19 protein-coding genes are annotated in these 16,476 nt (G+C 63.8%); 4 read left to right on the top strand and 15 right to left on the bottom strand.

From position 1 onward, the window contains the following. Nucleotides 1-17 precede the first annotated feature (17 nt). From ptsP to LB520_RS24075, 5 genes are read right to left on the bottom strand one after another with little or no spacing between them, the layout of a single operon-like run. A complete protein-coding gene (gene ptsP, locus LB520_RS24095; protein WP_224639628.1) occupies nucleotides 18-2,003 on the bottom strand; it encodes a phosphoenolpyruvate--protein phosphotransferase in 1,986 nt (661 codons plus the stop codon). 47 nt (nucleotides 2,004-2,050) lie between these two features. Continuing rightward, nucleotides 2,051-2,431 (bottom strand): PTS glucitol/sorbitol transporter subunit IIA, encoded by a 381-nt coding sequence (locus LB520_RS24090; protein ID WP_140842734.1) that lies wholly within the window; start codon nucleotides 2,429-2,431, stop codon nucleotides 2,051-2,053. Nucleotides 2,432-2,456: 25 nt separating this feature from the next. Further along, nucleotides 2,457-3,461: a PTS glucitol/sorbitol transporter subunit IIB gene (locus LB520_RS24085; protein ID WP_224634212.1), complete on the bottom strand. Its 1,005-nt coding sequence runs from the start codon at nucleotides 3,459-3,461 to the stop codon at nucleotides 2,457-2,459. Nucleotides 3,462-3,476: 15 nt separating this feature from the next. After that, nucleotides 3,477-4,244, bottom strand: a complete 768-nt coding sequence (locus LB520_RS24080; RefSeq protein ID WP_224639627.1) for a PTS glucitol/sorbitol transporter subunit IIC — start codon at nucleotides 4,242-4,244, stop codon at nucleotides 3,477-3,479. Between the two features lie 51 nt (nucleotides 4,245-4,295). After that, entirely contained in the window at nucleotides 4,296-4,733 is a 438-nt protein-coding gene (locus LB520_RS24075; protein WP_095767894.1) for a transcriptional regulator GutM, read from the bottom strand. A 189-nt stretch (nucleotides 4,734-4,922) separates the two neighbouring features. Here LB520_RS24075 and LB520_RS24070 point away from each other — a divergent pair, with 189 nt between their 5' ends. Both LB520_RS24070 and LB520_RS24065 read left to right on the top strand, forming a co-directional pair. Next, nucleotides 4,923-5,564, top strand: a complete 642-nt coding sequence (locus LB520_RS24070; RefSeq protein WP_140541309.1) for a hypothetical protein — start codon at nucleotides 4,923-4,925, stop codon at nucleotides 5,562-5,564. An 89-nt stretch (nucleotides 5,565-5,653) separates the two neighbouring features. After that, nucleotides 5,654-6,325 (top strand): HAD family hydrolase, encoded by a 672-nt coding sequence (locus LB520_RS24065; RefSeq protein WP_224548290.1) that lies wholly within the window; start codon nucleotides 5,654-5,656, stop codon nucleotides 6,323-6,325. Between the two features lies 1 nt (nucleotide 6,326). Here LB520_RS24065 and LB520_RS24060 read toward each other — a convergent pair whose 3' ends face one another. From LB520_RS24060 to LB520_RS24030, 7 genes are all read right to left on the bottom strand, one after another. Then, a complete protein-coding gene (locus tag LB520_RS24060) occupies nucleotides 6,327-7,472 on the bottom strand; it encodes a DUF930 domain-containing protein (protein WP_224639626.1) in 1,146 nt (381 codons plus the stop codon). Nucleotides 7,473-7,606: 134 nt separating this feature from the next. Beyond that, complete coding sequence (locus LB520_RS24055; RefSeq protein WP_224639625.1) at nucleotides 7,607-8,980, bottom strand: pyruvate dehydrogenase complex dihydrolipoamide acetyltransferase; 1,374 nt, start codon at nucleotides 8,978-8,980, stop codon at nucleotides 7,607-7,609. 3 nt (nucleotides 8,981-8,983) lie between these two features. Continuing rightward, the gene (locus LB520_RS24050; RefSeq protein ID WP_224639624.1) at nucleotides 8,984-9,982 is read right to left on the bottom strand and encodes an alpha-ketoacid dehydrogenase subunit beta; all 999 of its coding nucleotides are present in this window, start codon (nucleotides 9,980-9,982) and stop codon (nucleotides 8,984-8,986) included. Next, on the bottom strand, nucleotides 9,982-11,013 hold the full coding sequence (locus tag LB520_RS24045) for a thiamine pyrophosphate-dependent dehydrogenase E1 component subunit alpha (RefSeq protein WP_140697493.1): 1,032 nt from the start codon (nucleotides 11,011-11,013) through the stop codon (nucleotides 9,982-9,984). Before LB520_RS24045 ends, LB520_RS24050 begins: the two co-directional genes overlap by 1 nt. Nucleotides 11,014-11,015: 2 nt before the next feature. Further along, nucleotides 11,016-12,344 (bottom strand): NAD(P)H-dependent oxidoreductase, encoded by a 1,329-nt coding sequence (locus LB520_RS24040; RefSeq protein WP_095767664.1) that lies wholly within the window; start codon nucleotides 12,342-12,344, stop codon nucleotides 11,016-11,018. Nucleotides 12,345-12,585: 241 nt separating this feature from the next. Next, on the bottom strand, nucleotides 12,586-13,044 hold the full coding sequence (locus LB520_RS24035; RefSeq protein WP_224639623.1) for a YbaK/EbsC family protein: 459 nt from the start codon (nucleotides 13,042-13,044) through the stop codon (nucleotides 12,586-12,588). Between the two features lie 205 nt (nucleotides 13,045-13,249). Further along, nucleotides 13,250-13,516, bottom strand: a complete 267-nt coding sequence (locus LB520_RS24030; RefSeq protein WP_095767666.1) for a helix-turn-helix domain-containing protein — start codon at nucleotides 13,514-13,516, stop codon at nucleotides 13,250-13,252. Nucleotides 13,517-13,814: 298 nt separating this feature from the next. Between LB520_RS24030 and LB520_RS24025 the strand changes: the two genes are divergently transcribed. Together LB520_RS24025 and LB520_RS24020 are read left to right on the top strand one after the other, a co-directional pair. Next, nucleotides 13,815-14,423 carry a hypothetical protein gene (locus LB520_RS24025; protein ID WP_224639622.1) on the top strand — a complete coding sequence of 203 codons (609 nt, stop codon included), beginning with the start codon at nucleotides 13,815-13,817 and terminating at the stop codon, nucleotides 14,421-14,423. Nucleotides 14,424-14,726: 303 nt separating this feature from the next. Next, entirely contained in the window at nucleotides 14,727-14,987 is a 261-nt protein-coding gene (locus tag LB520_RS24020) for a hypothetical protein (RefSeq protein WP_095767668.1), read from the top strand. A 69-nt stretch (nucleotides 14,988-15,056) separates the two neighbouring features. On the opposite strand, the gene LB520_RS24015 is transcribed toward LB520_RS24020, so the two are convergent. The 3 genes from LB520_RS24015 to LB520_RS24005 all read right to left on the bottom strand — a co-directional run bounded on the left by LB520_RS24015 (nucleotide 15,057) and on the right by LB520_RS24005 (nucleotide 16,444). Then, complete coding sequence (locus LB520_RS24015) at nucleotides 15,057-15,356, bottom strand: hypothetical protein (RefSeq protein ID WP_224639621.1); 300 nt, start codon at nucleotides 15,354-15,356, stop codon at nucleotides 15,057-15,059. Nucleotides 15,357-15,449: 93 nt separating this feature from the next. Further along, nucleotides 15,450-15,989, bottom strand: a complete 540-nt coding sequence (locus tag LB520_RS24010; RefSeq protein WP_224639620.1) for a MerR family transcriptional regulator — start codon at nucleotides 15,987-15,989, stop codon at nucleotides 15,450-15,452. Nucleotides 15,990-16,120: 131 nt separating this feature from the next. Continuing rightward, entirely contained in the window at nucleotides 16,121-16,444 is a 324-nt protein-coding gene (locus tag LB520_RS24005; protein ID WP_040983242.1) for an integration host factor subunit alpha, read from the bottom strand. Between the last annotated feature and the right edge of the window lie 32 nt (nucleotides 16,445-16,476).

Genomic DNA, 16,476 nt, shown 5'->3' with positions numbered 1-16,476 from the left:
CCGCCGCGAATTATCCGCTACCGTTCGGCCGCCATGGCCGCGATCGTCTTCTTGGCGCGCTGGATCGAGGCCGGGCTCATGCTGAGCTCGGTCAGGCCCATCCCGATGAAGGTGGGGATCAGGTCCGGACGGCCGGCGGCCTCGCCGCACATGCCCACCATGATGCCGGCGGCGACACCCGCCTTCGCCGTCAGCTCGATCGCCGACATCACGGCCGGATTGGTGACGTCGTTGAGCTTGGCGACCGTCGGATTGAGTCGGTCGGCGGCCATGATGTACTGGGTCAGGTCGTTGGTGCCGATCGAAAAGAACGCCACCTCCTTCGCCAACGCGGGCGCGATCAGCACGGCGGCTGGCGTCTCAATCATCACGCCGAGGTCGAAGCTCGCATGCGGCACGCCTTCGGCCTTCAATTCAGCCGCGCATTCGGCGACCAGCGCGCGGGTGCGCGTGACCTCGGCAATCTCCGAAACCATCGGCAGCATCACCTTGATGTTGCCGTGGACGGCGGCGCGCAACAGCGCCCGCAGCTGCTTCTTGAAGATGTCGGGGCGGTCCAGGCACATGCGGATGCCGCGCCAACCGAGGAAGGGATTTTCCTCGTCGGGAAATTCGATGCCCGCGATCGGCTTGTCGCCGCCGATATCGAGCGTGCGGACGATGACCGAATGCGGAGCGAACGCCTTGGCCAGCGCGCTGTAGGTCTCGGCCTGCATGTCTTCCGACGGCAGATGCATATGGCGCATGAAAAGCAGCTCGGTACGGAACAGGCCGACGCCCATCGCGCCGGCTTCCTGTGCCGCCTCGATCTCTTCCAGCGAGCCGATATTGGCCGCGACCTCGATCACCGTGCCGTCCGCGCGAATAGGCGTCACGCCCTTGAACACTTTCAGCCCGGCGCGCTCCTGCGCCGCGGCTTCGACACGCCGGGTGAAATCGGCGCGCGCCGTCTCGTCCGGATCGACGATCACATGCCCGGCACTGCCGTCGATCGCCACCTCCCTGGCAGCGCGCAGCTCGTTGACCTTGTCGCCCAGACCGAGCACCGCCGGAATGCCGTGCGAGCGGGCGATGATGGCAATATGCGAGGTGGCGCCGCCGTGGCCGCAGACCACGCCGCCGATGCGCTTCAGCGGCGCGCGCGCCAGATCCCAGGCGCCGATGTCGTCGGCAATCAGGATCGCGCCCTGCGGGATGGTTTCCAGACTGACTTCGTCCTGGCCGAGCAGCGCCAGGCAGATCTGCCTGCCGACGGCATGGACGTCGTCGGCCCGGGCGTTGAGATAGTGGTCGTCGACCGCGCTGAAATCGGCGGCAATGGTGGCCGCCGCGCCGATGACGGCGGACACCGCGTCATCGCCTTCCTTGATCAGCTTCTCCGCCTCGCCGGTCAGGCTGTCGTCGGCGGCGATGTCGCGCAAAGCGGCGACGATGCCGCGGTCGCCAGCGGAGAGATTGTTCTCGGCAAGCGTGCGGTCCATGCGCGCCTGGACGCTGGCGACGGCGCCGCGGAAGCGCTCGAGCTCGCCGTCGATCTCATCGGCCGGCAGGCGTCTGCCCGGTCCCTCGATCTCCGGCGGGAAATGGGCAAAGGCCGGCCCGATCGCCACGCCCTCGCTTGCGGCGACGCCTTGAAGTTTCGGGGTTCCATCCACCGCTGCGGCAGAAGGCTGCGCGGCCTCACGAGCGGGCGCCGGGGCTGCGGCTTGCGAGCCCTCATCACCCGCCTCGCCCTCGTCGTCGAGGCCGGCGCGCGGGTTCTCAAGATAGCCGATCAGCGCCTCAATCGCCTCGATCGCGTCGGCGCCGTTGGCGCGCACGGTGACTTCCTGGTTTTCCTTGACAGCCAGGAGCATCAGCTTGACCGAGCTCTTGGCGCTGACCGCCTTTCCGTCCTTGACGAGCTCGACATCGGATTCGAAACCCTTGGCGAGTTTCACGAACCGCGTGGCGGGACGGGCGTGCAGACCTTCGTGCACTCTGACGATGGTCGAGCGTTCCATGGCAATACTCTAGGTTTGGGCGCCGTCGACAGACAGCGCGGATATTATCAGGCGGCGATGGTGATGACAGCGCCTGGCGTCAGCGCCGCTACGAGCGCCCCGGTATCGACCGCGGATGCGCAAACCTCGCCCGGCCTTTCGGCCTCGGATGCTCCGTTGAAGGAGATCACGACATGACCCATTTCGCGGACCTTGCTCCAGGCCGTGGAGCCAACCGCCGTTATCGTCGCCGAAACCGGTCCGAGCGTGATCGAGGCGCCTGTCGCCGGCGCATCGTCGCTCGGGCCTTCTTCCGTCCTATGCAGTACGGAAACTTCGGCCAGTTCGGGAGGCGAGCCATCCGCGAAAAGGATGACCACGCCGCCCTCGGCGAGGTCCGCCACTTCGGGTCCTATTGCTGTGACCCGTGTCTTGAGAAGAACCGACATATGGCGAACCTCGTTGTTACGCTTTTTAGAACACGATCAGGGAGACGATCCATGCGATCAGCACGGAAACCGGGCCCATGATCTGGCGGCTGATGAGCACCGCCGGCACGCCGATTTCGATCGTCTTCGGCTTGGCCTCACCGAGCGCCAGACCGACGGGAACGAAGTCGCAGCCCACCTGCGTGTTGTAGGCAAACAGCGCCGGCAGGGCCATTGCTGGCGAGATGGTGCCGTTGGCGATCTGCGGGCCGATGATGGCGACGCCGATGACCTGGGCGATAACGGCGCCCGGTCCCAGGATAGGCGACAGGAACGGCAGGCCGCAGATGGCCGAGATGACCAGCAGGCCGACGATGTTGTTGGCTAAAGGCCCCATCGGCTGCGCCAGCACGTCGCCGATGCCGGTATAGAGGATCAGGCCGATCAGCATGGTCACGAAGGCCATGAAGGGCAGCACGTTGCGGACGACCTGATCGATGGTGCGGCGGCCGGAATTGAAGAAGATGCCGACCACACGGCCCATGACGCGGCCGATCGAGCTGATCAGGCCGATAAGCCCGCCTTCGCTCGGCAGCGGCTCGGCCGCCCTGGCAGTGGTGTTGTTGCTTGAACTCATCGATGCTGCTCCCCCCGCAGTGGTGACCGCTTCGGATCCGTCCGCCATTGTGACGTTGGCCGGCTTCACGCCCGAAACGTAGATGTCTTCCGTGATGAACTGGGCGAGCGGACCCGCCTGGCCGACTGGCGTCAGGTTGACGGTCGGGATACGCTTGCGCGGATAGACCCCGCAGCGCGCGGTGCCGCCGCAGTCGACGACGACGACCGCCATCTCGCTTTCGATCGGCGGCGACTTGAAGCCGTCGACGGCCTGGGCGCCGGTCATGTCTGCGATGAGCTGCGCCACCGGATGAATGCCGCCGCCGGTTACCGACACGACCTTATTGCGCTGTTCGGTCGGCTCGATCACCAGAGGCCCGCCCCAGCCGGTCGAACCCTTCGAGATCTTTACTGCCTTGTATGTCTTGGCCATGGTGTCCTCCCGCCCTTAGAGCTCGACGCCCTGGCGGCGTGCCATGATGGCCGTGATGCGTTCGGTCAGGATGCCCTTCAGCAGGATGACGACGAGGCCGACGATGGCATACCAGATGGCCACCTTGACGTGATAGCCGTTGGCGATGACGCCCCGCTTCTCGAGATCGAGCAGCGCGACCAGCATGCCGCCCCAGACGAAATATTCGCCGGGGTTGATATGCGGGAACAGGCCGAGTGGCGGATGCACGTAGGACACCGCCGCGTCGTAGAAGGCAGGCTTGTGCTTTTCTTCGAGGAAGGAGCCGAAAGTGTAGGCCATCGGGTTGGTGAGGAAGAACACCGACAGGACCGGCAGCACGGTGTAGCGAGTCAGCGCGATACGGCCGGCGCCGCGCGCCAGGCCGTGGACACGCTCCTCGCCGACCAGTTCGGTGACGGCGTAGAAGGCGGTCATCAGCACGACCAGCGTCGGGATGATGCCAGTGACGAAGCCGGCGAACACTTCGCCGCCCTTCTGGAAGATGCCGATGAAATACTTGCCGATCGCAGTCAGCCAGCCGAGCTGCTCTTCCTGCTGCACATTCTTCAGCTGTTCCTTGAGCTGATCGGCGGTGACCGGCGCATTGTCGGTCGTCGCCTGCGCCAGGACCACGAGATGATCGGTGGCATGCTCGACGCCGAGCTTGCCGTGCCAGGCAGCATCCGAGACCATGGTGCCTGCGATATGCAGGTTGTGCACCGCCAGATCGGCATGCTGCGCCAATAACGAAATTACAGACATTTCTCCTCCTTATGACCCCGCCGGTCATTCCCAGCCGGCTGCCGGCGTCGCTTAAGCCCTTGCTACGTTCAAACCGGACAGGCCCGGCTTCTTCCCCGGCTCCGACCGTGCGCGGTCGATCTGCTCGATCGCCCGTTTCACGGCCTCGGCCACACCGGGTTCCCCCTCCCCCATGATCGCAGGGTTGGACCGGAGTCGATCGAGGGGGATCCCCTCGAATTCTTCATGTCGCTTGAACTTGGTGAGCACCGAACGGCCGCTCATGACCATCATGCGGCGCACGATGAGGTCCGGCGTCACGACGACGAGCGCGATGGTGCCCTTAGCGAGCCGGCCGCGGAAATTGCCGGCTCCGACAAAGCCGTCCTTGAACTCTCCGGTGACGCCTTTGAAGACGTCCGCATAATGCCGCATCTGCAGCCAGACGCCGAGTGATTGCAGCGCCCAGACAACAAAGAGCAGAAGCAGCGCCCACTGCCAGATCGCCATTTCGGTTTCCTCCCGATTCTCTTCCTCCGGCACATATTGGACGGAGGCGAGATGACCCGAAAGTGAGAACATTTGTTTCCTAGAATGTCAACATGTATTATATTAGCCGCCGTAACGCTCCACAGGCGGCTGACCGATTTCGGCAACGGCAGCGCCTGTGGTAGCCTGTCGCCAAACGGGATATGAGACATGGATCTGCCTTTCAGGCACGAGCTGGCGCTTATGCCGGACCTTCGTCACCGGCTGCGGCAGCTGCGCTGGTTTCGCGCCACCTTCCGCAGCAGCGCGAAGGTGGTGTCGGAAACCTTCGGCGTTCGTTTCGAGATCGACGAGGCCAAGCTGACGCGCGCCTTTCTCGACTGGATCGACGTCATGGAGGCGCAGAAGCGATTCGCAGCTGTCGACCGCGCGGACTTCATCGTGTTCGCCGCCGGGCTCGTGCTGCGCGAGCTGATCCGCCAGGCGCCGGCACGGGAGGTCTCCGGTCTTACCGAAATGATCGAGACGGAAGCCAATGCCGGCACGGCGGAAATCGTGCGCTTCTGGCCGGAAGGTTTTCTCTATACCAACTACTGCGTGTCGGCGATTCTGGCTGTGCACGAGCAGGAGTTCGGCACGGCGCCCAGCATCGACAAATGCGCCGACGACCTGCGGACCTGGTGGTCCTACCGCGAGAACGCGACGGAAATGCCCGCCTATGCCGTGGCCTTCCTCGACCGCTTCCTCGGCGCCGAGCCCAACTGGATCACACCCGACCGCGCGCAGTCGCGCCAGGCCATGCAGCGCGCGCTTGGATCCACGCCGGTCAGCGAGGCGCTGCGCCAGCTTTGATGGGCAGGAGATGCATCCGCCTCACTATTGAACATCTGACTTTTTATCGATAGCGATGTGCGTATTGGCACAGAGGCCGGGAGAAGCGCGTGGCGCAACCTAGACTGATTTTCGATTGCGACGGCGTTCTCGTCGACAGCGAACCGCTGGCCGCCAAGGCCTATGAGCGCGTCTATGAGAAGCATGGCATGCCCGGCGTCCATGGCGGCATCATCGCGCAATGCATCGGCATGAAGCAGGCCGACATCATTATCAAAATCAAGGAACTGACCGGCCATCAGTTCCCGCCCACCGCCGACGGCGACATCTGGGCCGAGACCAAGCTGCTCTTTTCGGAGGAGCTGAAGCCGACACCGGGGATCCTGCCGTTCCTGAGCGCGCTTGCTGGCGACCGCTGCGTCGCCTCGTCATCTTCGGTCGAACGCATCAACCACAGCCTGTCGGTGACCGGACTGTCGCGCTTCTTCGGCGAGGCGATCTTTTCCTCCTCGATGGTCAAGAACGGCAAGCCGGCGCCCGATATCTTCCTCTACGCCGCCGAGAAGATGGGCGCGAAACCCGCCGACTGCGTCGTGATCGAGGATTCGCCATTTGGCGTCCAGGGCGCGGTTGCGGCCGGCATGATCGCGATCGGCTATACCGGCGGCGGGCATACCTATCCCGAGCACGGCGCCCGGCTGAAGGCCGCAGGCGCGGATTTCGTCTGCGCCGACTGGCACGACGTCAGCCGGCAGTTGGCCGGTCTTGGTGTCCCGGCCTGAACTAGCGGAGACTTGGGAAGCGACGCCGCGTCCACTCCCCAGGCGGGACCAATCCCCCCACGCGGAAGTTGAAGGACAGGACCCTCGTTGCATCGGCGTCGACCTCGCAGCGGAAGCTTAGATCGTACCATTGGGTTGTGGTGCTGAAGGCGGCCTGCGGAGGGTTAAGAACATTGCCCTGCTTCAGCGGAATGGTCGGCAGCCATTTCGGCGAGTAATCGGCACTTTGCAATTCCTGGTTCAGAACGTTGGCGCACAGGTTGGCTACGCGCTGATCGCGCGGCACATTCTCCATTGAGCTTGTGGCAAACGCGTTGCCGGTCGCACCTGGCGAGTAAAGCTTTCTGACGCCCGGAAGGCCGGAATAGATCGGCGATCCCGCAACCTCGCTGTCGGTGGGGCTTGACCTTCCCGGGTTCCCGCTTGGCGCTCTCAGAGCTCTTGCGGATTTGAACTTCATCGCCTTGGAAGGCTTGGGCTTTACTTTTTCGGCCGGCGCCGGCTTGTCGCCGGCCTCGGCCGTCAACGGCTTTGGCGTTTCGGCAGCTTGCTTTTCGGCGGTTTGCGGCTGCTGTTTGTCAGTGTCCTCGGTTGCCTGCTTCTCCTCGCTTTGCGCGGGTTTTTCGTCCGGCGCGGCGGCTACCTGCTTCTCTTGAGCCTTGTTGGTGTCCGCCTGCTGTTCGGGTGCCGCAGGCGGAGTAGGCTGGCTTGGCGCGGGCTGCGATGCGACAGGCGGCTTCGCGGGTTCATCCTTGGCCGGCGACGGCGCATTGGCCGGCGCGCTGCCGCCGTTGAGAGATTTCTCCGGGCCGGTATCCTTCTCGCCATATTGGAAAACGCGCTTCAGAACCGGGATGTCCTGCGGTTTCGGCCGTTGCGGAGGCGGTGGCTTTTGCACGGCCTGCTCAGGCGGTTTTTCGGCCTTCTTTTCAGGCGTCGGCTCCGGTGGCTTTGGGGCGGGCTTCGGCTTGGGCTGATCGGGCGGCGGCACGATCGCGACATTGACCGGCTGCTCCTGCTGATCCGGCTGCTGGTCTGTTCTCGGCAAGCCGAAGAACAGGAACGCTGCAATCAGAGCATGCAGGAATAGCGATGCGGCCAAGGCCCACCGCCAATTCCGAAACCATTCCCACATCTTGCCGTTCATTGCGCCCGATGTGGAACGAAATGACGGCGGCTTCAAGCGCCGGCAGGGATTTGCGGTAGCTGCCGGCCTGACAAGTCGGTGATCGGAGGGCCTGTGGCGTAAGCAAGCCGGATCAAGGCCCTGCAGGGATTGGCTTACACCAGCATGCCCATCGGGTTTTCGATCAAGCGCTTGAAGGCGCCGAGGAGTTCCGCGCCAAGCGCGCCGTCGACGGCGCGGTGATCGGTCGACAAGGTCACCGACATCACGGTGGCTATTCCGATCTCGCCCTTCTTCACCACCGCCCGCTCCTCGCCGGCGCCGACCGCCAGGATCGTCACATGCGGCGGGTTGATGACGGCGGCAAAGTCCTTGACGCCGAACATGCCGAGATTGGATACCGCCGTCGTGCCGCCCTGATATTCTTCCGGCTTCAGCTTGCGGCTCCTGGCGCGGCTTGCCAGGTCCTTCATCTCGTTGGAGATGACCGACAGCGTCTTTTCATCCGCATGCCGGATGATCGGCGTGATCAGGCCGCCGGGGATCGAGACGGCAACGCCGACATCGGCGTGCTTGTGCTTGACCATGGCGCTGTCGGTCCACGAGGCGTTGGCATCCGGCACCGCCATCAGCGCCATCGCCATGGCCTTGATGACCATGTCGTTGACCGAGAGCTTGTAGGCCGGAACCTCGCCCTTCTTGGTCTTCCGCATCGGGGCTGCGGCATTGAGCTGCGTGCGCAGCGCAAGCAGCGCGTCGAGCTCGCAATCGAGCGTCAAATAGAAATGTGGAATGGTGGACTTCGCCTCGACCAGGCGACGCGCGATGGTCTTGCGCATGTTGTCGTGCGGCACGAGCTCGTAGGAGCCTTCGGCGAACAGCTTCAGCACCTGGTCGTCCGACATCGGCTTGGGTGCTGCGGCCGGAGCGGACGGGATTTCGACCGGAATCTCGGCGGCTGGCTGACCAAGGGTGGCCGCGCCTTTCGCTGCGACTGCGGCTTCAACGTCGGCGCGCACGACACGGCCGCGCGGACCGCTGCCTTGTATTTCGGCTATCTTAAGACCGGCTTCGCGAGCCAAGCGGCGCGCCAGCGGCGTTGCGCGCTCGCCCTGCGATTGGCCGATCTCCCCCCTCGTGGGGGAGATGCCCGGCAGGTCAGAGGGGAGCGCGAAGGAACGAGACGTTGGCGGGACAGCGCCCCCCTCTGTCGGCTTCGCCGACATCTCCCCCACTAGGGGGGAGATTGGCGCCCTGTTCTGCGGCGTCGTTCCTGATTCATAGACCTCGTCATCGGCGTAAATCCAGGCGACGGGCTCGCCGACCGGAATGTCGACGCGCTCCTTGCCGGTGACGTTGCGCAGCGTGCCACTGGCCGGCGCGTCGATCTCCATCGCCGCCTTGTCGGTCTCGATCTCGAAGAGCACGTCGCCCTTCTTGACGCGAGCGCCCTCCTCAGCGAACCAGCGCGAGATCTGTCCGGTCGCCATGTCCATGTCGACCTTGGGAAGAATGACTTCGGTCGGCATCGCTCAGCGGACCCCTTTCACCAGATCGCGGGCGGCGGCGATGATGTCGGGAACCTGCGGCACCGTGGCCTTTTCCAGATCCGGATTGTAGGGGATCGGTGTCTCGGCGCCGCCAAGGCGCACGATCGGCGCATCGAGATAGTCGAACGCCTCGCTTTCGGCGACGAGCGCGCTCACTTCCGCGCCGATGCCGAGCGTCTTCACCGCTTCGTAGACGCAGAGCAATCTCGATGTCTTCTTCACGCTGTCGATGACGGTCTGCCTGTCGATCGGGCGGATCGTACGCAGATCGACCACCTCGATGTCGATGCCCTCGCCTTCAAGCACAGCCGCGGCGTCGAGCGCCTTCTGCACCATGATCGATGTGGCGACGATGGTGAGGTCGCGGCCTTCGCGGCGGATCTCGGCCTTGCCGATCGGCACAGTGTAATGGCCTTCCGGCACATGGCCCTTCATCTTGTAGAGCAGCTTGTGCTCGAAGATCATGACCGGGTCCGGATCGGCGACCGCGGCAAGCAGCATGCCCTTGGCATCGTACGGCGTCGCCGGCTGAATGACCTTGAGGCCGGGCACATGGCCGAGCCAGGCTTCTAAGCTCTGGCTGTGCTGCGCGGCGGCGCCCGTGCCCGAGCCCGCCGGGAAACGCATCACTACCGGCACCGAGACCTCGCCGCCGAGCATGAAGCGCATCTTGGCCGCCTGGTTGACGATCTGCTCCATGCCGAGCGTGGCGAAATCCGAGAACTGGAATTCGAAGATCGGCCGCATGCCGGTGACGGCCGCGCCCACCGCGACGCCGGCGCCGCCCAATTCGGAGATCGGCGTGTCTATAACGCGCTCGGCGCCGTAGCGCTCGACGAGGTCGCCGGTCACCTGGAAGGCGCCGCCATAGACGCCGATATCCTCGCCCATCAGGAAGACACGTTCGTCCATGTCCATGGCGATCGCCATGGCTTCCTGGATCGCCTGGGCGTAGCTCAGTTCACGCAGCGTGGCGTCCATCACGCAGGCTCCGTGTAAACGTAGTTCTGAAGGGTGGCGATCTCGGGCGCCGGGCTCGCCTTGGCGAACTCGATGCCGTCGGCGATCTCCTTGGCGACCGCGTCGCGGATCGCCTGGATACCCTGGTCGTCGATGAAGCCGAAATCGCGGAGTTCCGTCTCGAAGAGCGTGATCGGATCGCGGTTCGCCATCCAATCCTCGATCTCTTCCTTGGTGCGGTAACGGTTGCGGTCGCTCTTGGAATGGCCGCGATGACGGTAGGTCTTGGATTCGATCAACGTCGGCCCCTCGCCCGCGCGCGCTCGCTCGACCGCCTTGAAGGACGCCTCGGCGACCTCGGAGAAGATGTTGCCGTTGACGATGACACCCGGCATCGAATAGGCGGCCGCGCGCTCGGCGATGTTCTTGACCGCGGTCGAGCGCGCCGTCGAGGTCGACATGCCGTAGCCGTTGTTCTCGCACACGAAGATCACCGGCAGCTTCCAGACCGCCGCCATGTTCAGCGCCTCGTGGAAGGCGCCCTCATTGTTGGCGCCGTCGCCGAAGAAGGAAACCACGACCTTGCCGGTCTTCATCATCTTGGACGAGAGCGCGGCGCCCACCGCAATCGGGATGCCGCCGGCAACGATGCCGTTGGCACCGAGATTGCCCTTGGCGACATCGGCGATATGCATGGAGCCGCCGCGGCCCTTGCAGTAGCCGGTGGTCTTGCCGAAGAACTCCGCGAACATGCGGCTGACTTCGGCGCCCTTGGCGATGCAATGGCCATGGCCGCGATGCGTCGAGGTGATCTGATCATCCGCAGCGAGCGGCATGCAGATGCCCATGGCACTGGCTTCCTGGCCGATCGACAGGTGCATGGTGCCGTGGATGAGGCCGCGCGTGTAGCACTCTTCCGCGCCCTCTTCGAAGCGGCGGATGAGGTACATCTTATGAAGCACCTCCCTCAGCTGCTCCGGACTGTACTGGCGATAGACGAAAGGCAGGTTGGCCCGGCTATCCACGACGGCGGCTTTGCTGGCTCCAGCCATGATCACGCCTCCACGGCGCCGTAAACGAGCTTGTCCTGGCGGGCACGCAGCTCGGCGATCTTCGAGCCCGGCGCGGGCGCCGCGTTGGCATAGGTGATGAGCTCGCCCCTCTTGATGGGTGCAGTCACGGAGCCGCCCTGCAGCAGGCCGCAGGGAACGGCGCGCGCCGCATGGGCTTCCGGAGCAGTCATGATCCAGGCGCGGTAGCAATATTCGCCGATGGCATCGAGCTTGTCGCCGGGCTTCAGATCCTTCTTGGCGACGGCGCAGACCTCGGCCACGGGCTTGGCCAGCGGCACCATGTCGGCTTTGCCGTAAAGCACGACACGGGCGCAGGTAAGCGGCACTTCCAGCGAGGTGAGGTGATAGGGACGATGGAAGGTGAAATACGGACCCTTGCCCATCTTCAGGTCTTCCATGCGCTCCGAGATGCGCGGATGCGACATGTCGGCGACGACGAAGACGCCGGGCGCCACACCCTTGCCGATCGAATAGTCGACGACGCCGACCTTCGACAGCACGCCGCCGTCCTTCTCGGGCACCAGCACCTTCGACAATTCGCCGAGCGTCGCCGCCGGACCGTGCATGCCGGGCTTGTCGGGCACCAGCCCGGTCGCATTGGCGATCGCCGCCATCTCGACCATGGTCTTCGAACCGTCGACGAATTCGACCAGCATGCGCACGTTCATGTGCCGGCGCTTCGCCTCCTCCTCATAGTCCGGAGGCGTGGCGTCGATGTTGAGCGGATTGTTCTTGCCCTTGCCGGCGGCAACGATCGGGTGGCCCATGGCGGAGACGAACTCGATCAGCTCCATGCATGAAGACGGCTCGTCGCCGGCGCCCAGCGAGTAGGTGACGCCGAGGCGGTCGGCTTCGCTCTTGAGATAGGCGCCTATGGTGACGTCGGCCTCGACATTCATCATCACCAGATGCTTGCCATGCTCCATGGCGCGCAGGCCGATCTCGGCGCCGACCGCCGGAACGCCGGTCGCGTCGATGACGACGTCGATGAGGTCGTTGCCGATAACAAGGCTGGAATCGTTGGTGACGGCGATCTTGCCGGCCTCCATGGCCGACGTCATGGCCGATGCGCTCGAAACCTCGCGCGCGTGTCCGGTCTCCTGGAAGGCGATATCGACGGCCTTGCCGGCGGCCGGCAGGTTGAGTTCGGAAATGGCGCCGATCTCGATGCCGGACATGTGGGCGACGCGGGTGACGATGTCGGTGCCCATTTCGCCCGAGCCGATCAGGCCGATGCGAATGGGCTTGCCGGACTTGGCGCGCTCCTCGAGGTCACGGGCAAGGCCCGTCAACGAAATATTGGAAGCCATGCCGCTTATTCCTCCCACATCGCATGCTGTTTGATCGCTTGACGGGTATTGAACATCTGTATTTCTGTCAAGACTAATGTCCAAATCTTTGACCATCCTCGACGCTTTTCGAGTCGGTTGACGCGCGACGGCGAAAGGCGCGGATGCCTATACCAAACCAAATGGAAGCGAGCGGGCCCCGTCGGTCAAAGCCGCGCTACGGCCCGCGACGAACCATGACGGGATATCTAGGCAGCAATTGCTACTGGCAAACGTCGACCCATCCGGCGCCGACCAGATCGGCCATGCGCTGCGGTGTGATACGCACCGCGGCATTGGTGGCGCCGGCCGCGGGAACGACTTCGTCGAAGGCCTTGAGCGACAGATCGCAATAGACGGGCAGCGGCGACGGCAGGCCGAACGGGCAGACGCCGAAAGGCGGATGGCTGGTGATTGCCAGCACCTCCTCGCCGCCCAGCATGCGCGGCTTGCCGCCCATGCTGTCCTTGAATTTGCGGTTGTCGAGCCTGGCGATGCCGCTGGTCACGACCAGCATGGCCTCGTCGCCCACGCGCAGGCAGATCGTCTTGGCGATCTGCGCCGGCATGACGCCATGGGCTTCGGCGGCAAGCGCGACCGTGGCCGAACTTGCCTCGGTGACGATGACTTCGATATCGGGCGCATGCTCGGCAAAAAAGGCGCGAACCGATTCCAAACTCATGGCGACCCCTCGTCAGACCTGTCGAACACCGGCTGGCGAATCGCATGGCGGCGCGGTCATTGACAAGAGCCACGGCCGTGCGTTGCGCATCCTTGTCTTGACGCATGCCGTTTCCCCAAAACCGCAGCGCATAGTTGGGCGACATGCATCAAAAAGCCCGCCAGGCATGCCTTGGCGGGCTTTCACATGGACGCTTGCTTGCGTCCTATTGCTGCGTGGGCCGGTTCTCGGCGGCCGGCACTCTGATCAATTCCTCTTCCGGCACCTGCAGGGCGGAAGCGATGCGCCGAAGCTTGGCGGGGTCGGCATCCTTGCCGTCCTCGATGTCGACGATCTCGCCCACGGCGAGGCCGCAGGTCAAAGAGAGTTCCTCGATCGTGTATCCCCTGGTTTCGCGCGCGGCTTTGAACGGGTTGAGGCCGGACGCGGCAATAATGTCGTTGGAAACAGCGTTTCGTACGGTGTTGGGCATGGCAACTCCTTGAGATGAAACAGGGTCGGATGAAATGTGGTGTTGCCTGAGACGGGCGGGAGAATGCTCGTTAACAAATGATTTGCCAAGAGCACCCATGCGGCGTCACGCGTTCGTGAAGCTGCGTTTCGGCTGATGCCTCGGGCTGCGTACATGTAAGGTCGCGCAGCGCTCAATCAAGTTCTTTTGAAGGTCCGCGGCCGGATCCGCCGGCATTTTCGACGTCTCGATTCGTTAGCTTGCCGTCACCGGCGGCAGTCAGGCCGACGCCAGGCGTTTCTCAGAAGGATCGGATGCCATGAATTTGAAATCGTTCGCAATTGTGCTCGGCACAGTCTCAAGCGTCATCGGCGCGACGCAAGCGTGGGCCGCGGATGCCATACGTGTTCGAGGCACTGTCGTCAGCGTTGCCGGATCGACGCTGACGGTCAAGGATCGCGATGGCAAAACCAATGCGATCACGCTCGGCAACGGGTGGAAGATTTCAGGCGTAGCCACGGCCTCGGCAGCCGACATTAAACAGGGCGATTTTCTCGGCATCGCCTCGATATCCAAGGCCGACGGCGGCAGCGGCGCGCTGGAAGTCGTGATCTTTCCGGCTGCTCTGAAGGGTACCGGAGAAGGCGATCGCGGCTGGGACCTGCAGCCCAACAGCCGCATGACCAACGGCACCGTCGCCGATGTCAGCGAGATCGAAGGCCGCACCGTCACGCTCACCTATGACAACGGCCAGAAGAAGCAGATCGCTATCCCGCAGACGACACCGATCGTGACATTCGCCACCGCCACGCCGGCAGATCTCACGCCGGGCATCGCAGTGTTCGTCAATGCCGAGCGCGGCGGCGACGGCAAGCTGGTCGCGAACCGGGTCGTTGTCGGGAATCACGGCATCGCGCCGCCGATGTGAGGAGGCAGCGAGCGGCTCCAACAGCTTTGGCCGCTTGAACACTCGGCCTATCTGAGGCGGCGGCATCGCGAAGCGAGCCGCTTCCATGCCGAGGTGCCGCGTGCCGGATGCGTGGCGCGCCGAGGAGAGCCGCGCCCGGCTTTCCCAATCCGCCGATATGGCCGGCCAAATGAAAAAAATCGCGCATCATATGAACCTTTCCATTGGCCGCAGCACCAAGCGGTCATGGGCGCCGCGAGGTGCTCCTCACCCCAACGGGACGCCAGGACGGCGATCCCAAAACCAATGGAAGGAAATGCTCAAATGACCAACTTCAAGCGTATCACCCTGGCCGCGGCTCTTGTCGTCTCGGCTTTCGGCTCGGTCTCGGCTCCGGCTTTTGCTGGCACGCATCCGACCGGCGACGGCGGCGCGGTCTGTAAGGGCCATGGTTCTTGCCTGGTGCTGCAGCTGGATTGCAAAGGCACCTATACCGATGCCACCGACAAGAACGGCACCGTCTACGGCAAGTGCAGCCAGGTCATGAAGGTCGACCCGAAGACGCGGCTCAAGCTTGCGAACTGATCACCTGTAGCGGCACGGAAATGGCGGCCGTCGAGGACGGCCGCCATTGCTGTTTATCCCGTCGATCGATCAGCGCCGGCCGATCAAAAGACCGGCAAGCAGTCCGACCACGACCAGCCCGACGGCGGCCGTCGCCGGATGATCGCGCGCCGTGCGCTCGATCGCCCTGCCCCTGCGCCTTATTGTCGGAAGCGCCTCGTGGAGGCGATCGGCAAGTTGCGAATAGTAGTCGGACGCCGCCTCGCGGCCATCCTCGTAATAGGCGTCGCCGCGCCTGGCCAAAATCTTCTTCAGGTCGTGCAGTTGTCGCGAAAGTGCCGCGACCTGCTTGTCGATATCAACGTCGGAGAGGGTCGAAAACGATGCCATGCTTGTTGTCCTTCTCTTCGAGAAGGCCTAACGCACGGGCGAAGAGCCCGTTCCGGCCGACCGACCGAGCACTGTCAAGTCGAATATGACCGTTCAACGAACCTGGTCGAGCAGGCGCTTGCATTCCAGCAAGTCGAACAGCGCCTCCTGCAGCAAGGCGCGATTGTCACGCGACAATCTCGACGAGTCGGGTTGAACCGGACCTTCGTCGTCGCTCTTGCCGAGGCCGAAGAAACGGCGGCTGGGCTTCACTTTCGGCTGGCCGACCAGCGCGTCCTCGTCGCCGCGCGGCTGCGCGGCCGCCGTCAGCGGCACCTGCTCGGCCTGGCGGCGCTGGGCGATGGCCTCCACCGCGGCCATGTCGCCATTGCCGATGGCGACCAGGAAATGGTTACCGTTCTCGCGCAACAGCTTCTGCACGCCTTTGATCGTATAGCCCTGATCGTAGAGCATATGCCGGATGCCCTTGATGAGCTCGACGTCTTGCGGCCGGTAGTAGCGCCGGCCGCCGCCACGCTTCATCGGCTTGATCTGGGTGAAGCGGGTCTCCCAGAAACGCAGCACGTGCTGCGGCAGGTCAAGATCTTCCGCGACTTCGCTGATGGTGCGGAAAGCTTCGGGGCTTTTGTCCATGGGCCAATCCTCCACACTGGACCACGATCCTGGCATGGTGCCGAATCGCGCCTTATTTCAGCGATTTATGAAACGATATTCAAGCCCAGCTTCAAAACGGCCGGCGGTTTTCAACCGCATTCGCCAGCAAACTACTTGCCGCCCTTGCCCTTGCTGTTCTGATGCGAACGCAGGATCCGGTTCTTGAGCACGTTCGAGGACTTGAACGTCATCACCCGGCGCGGCAAGATCGGCACTTCCTCGCCCGTCTTGGGATTGCGGCCGATGCGCTCGTTCTTGGAGCGGACATGGAAGGTGGCGAAGGACGACAGCTTGACCGTCTCACCGCGAACGATGGCTTCGCAGATTTCGTCCAGGACAGCCTCGACGAGTTCCGCCGATTCCGTTCGCGACAAACCAACCTTCCGGTAAACGGCTTCAGCAAGGTCGGCACGCGTAAGTGTCTTTCCCCCCATGCGACCGTCCCATCTGCTCGCAAAAACGTAAA

This window comes from Mesorhizobium sp. CA12 (assembly GCF_020165255.1).
GTDB lineage: Bacteria > Pseudomonadota > Alphaproteobacteria > Rhizobiales > Rhizobiaceae > Mesorhizobium.
Note: the sequence above shows the minus strand (reverse complement) of the source record. Positions and strands in the feature narration are given on the sequence as shown.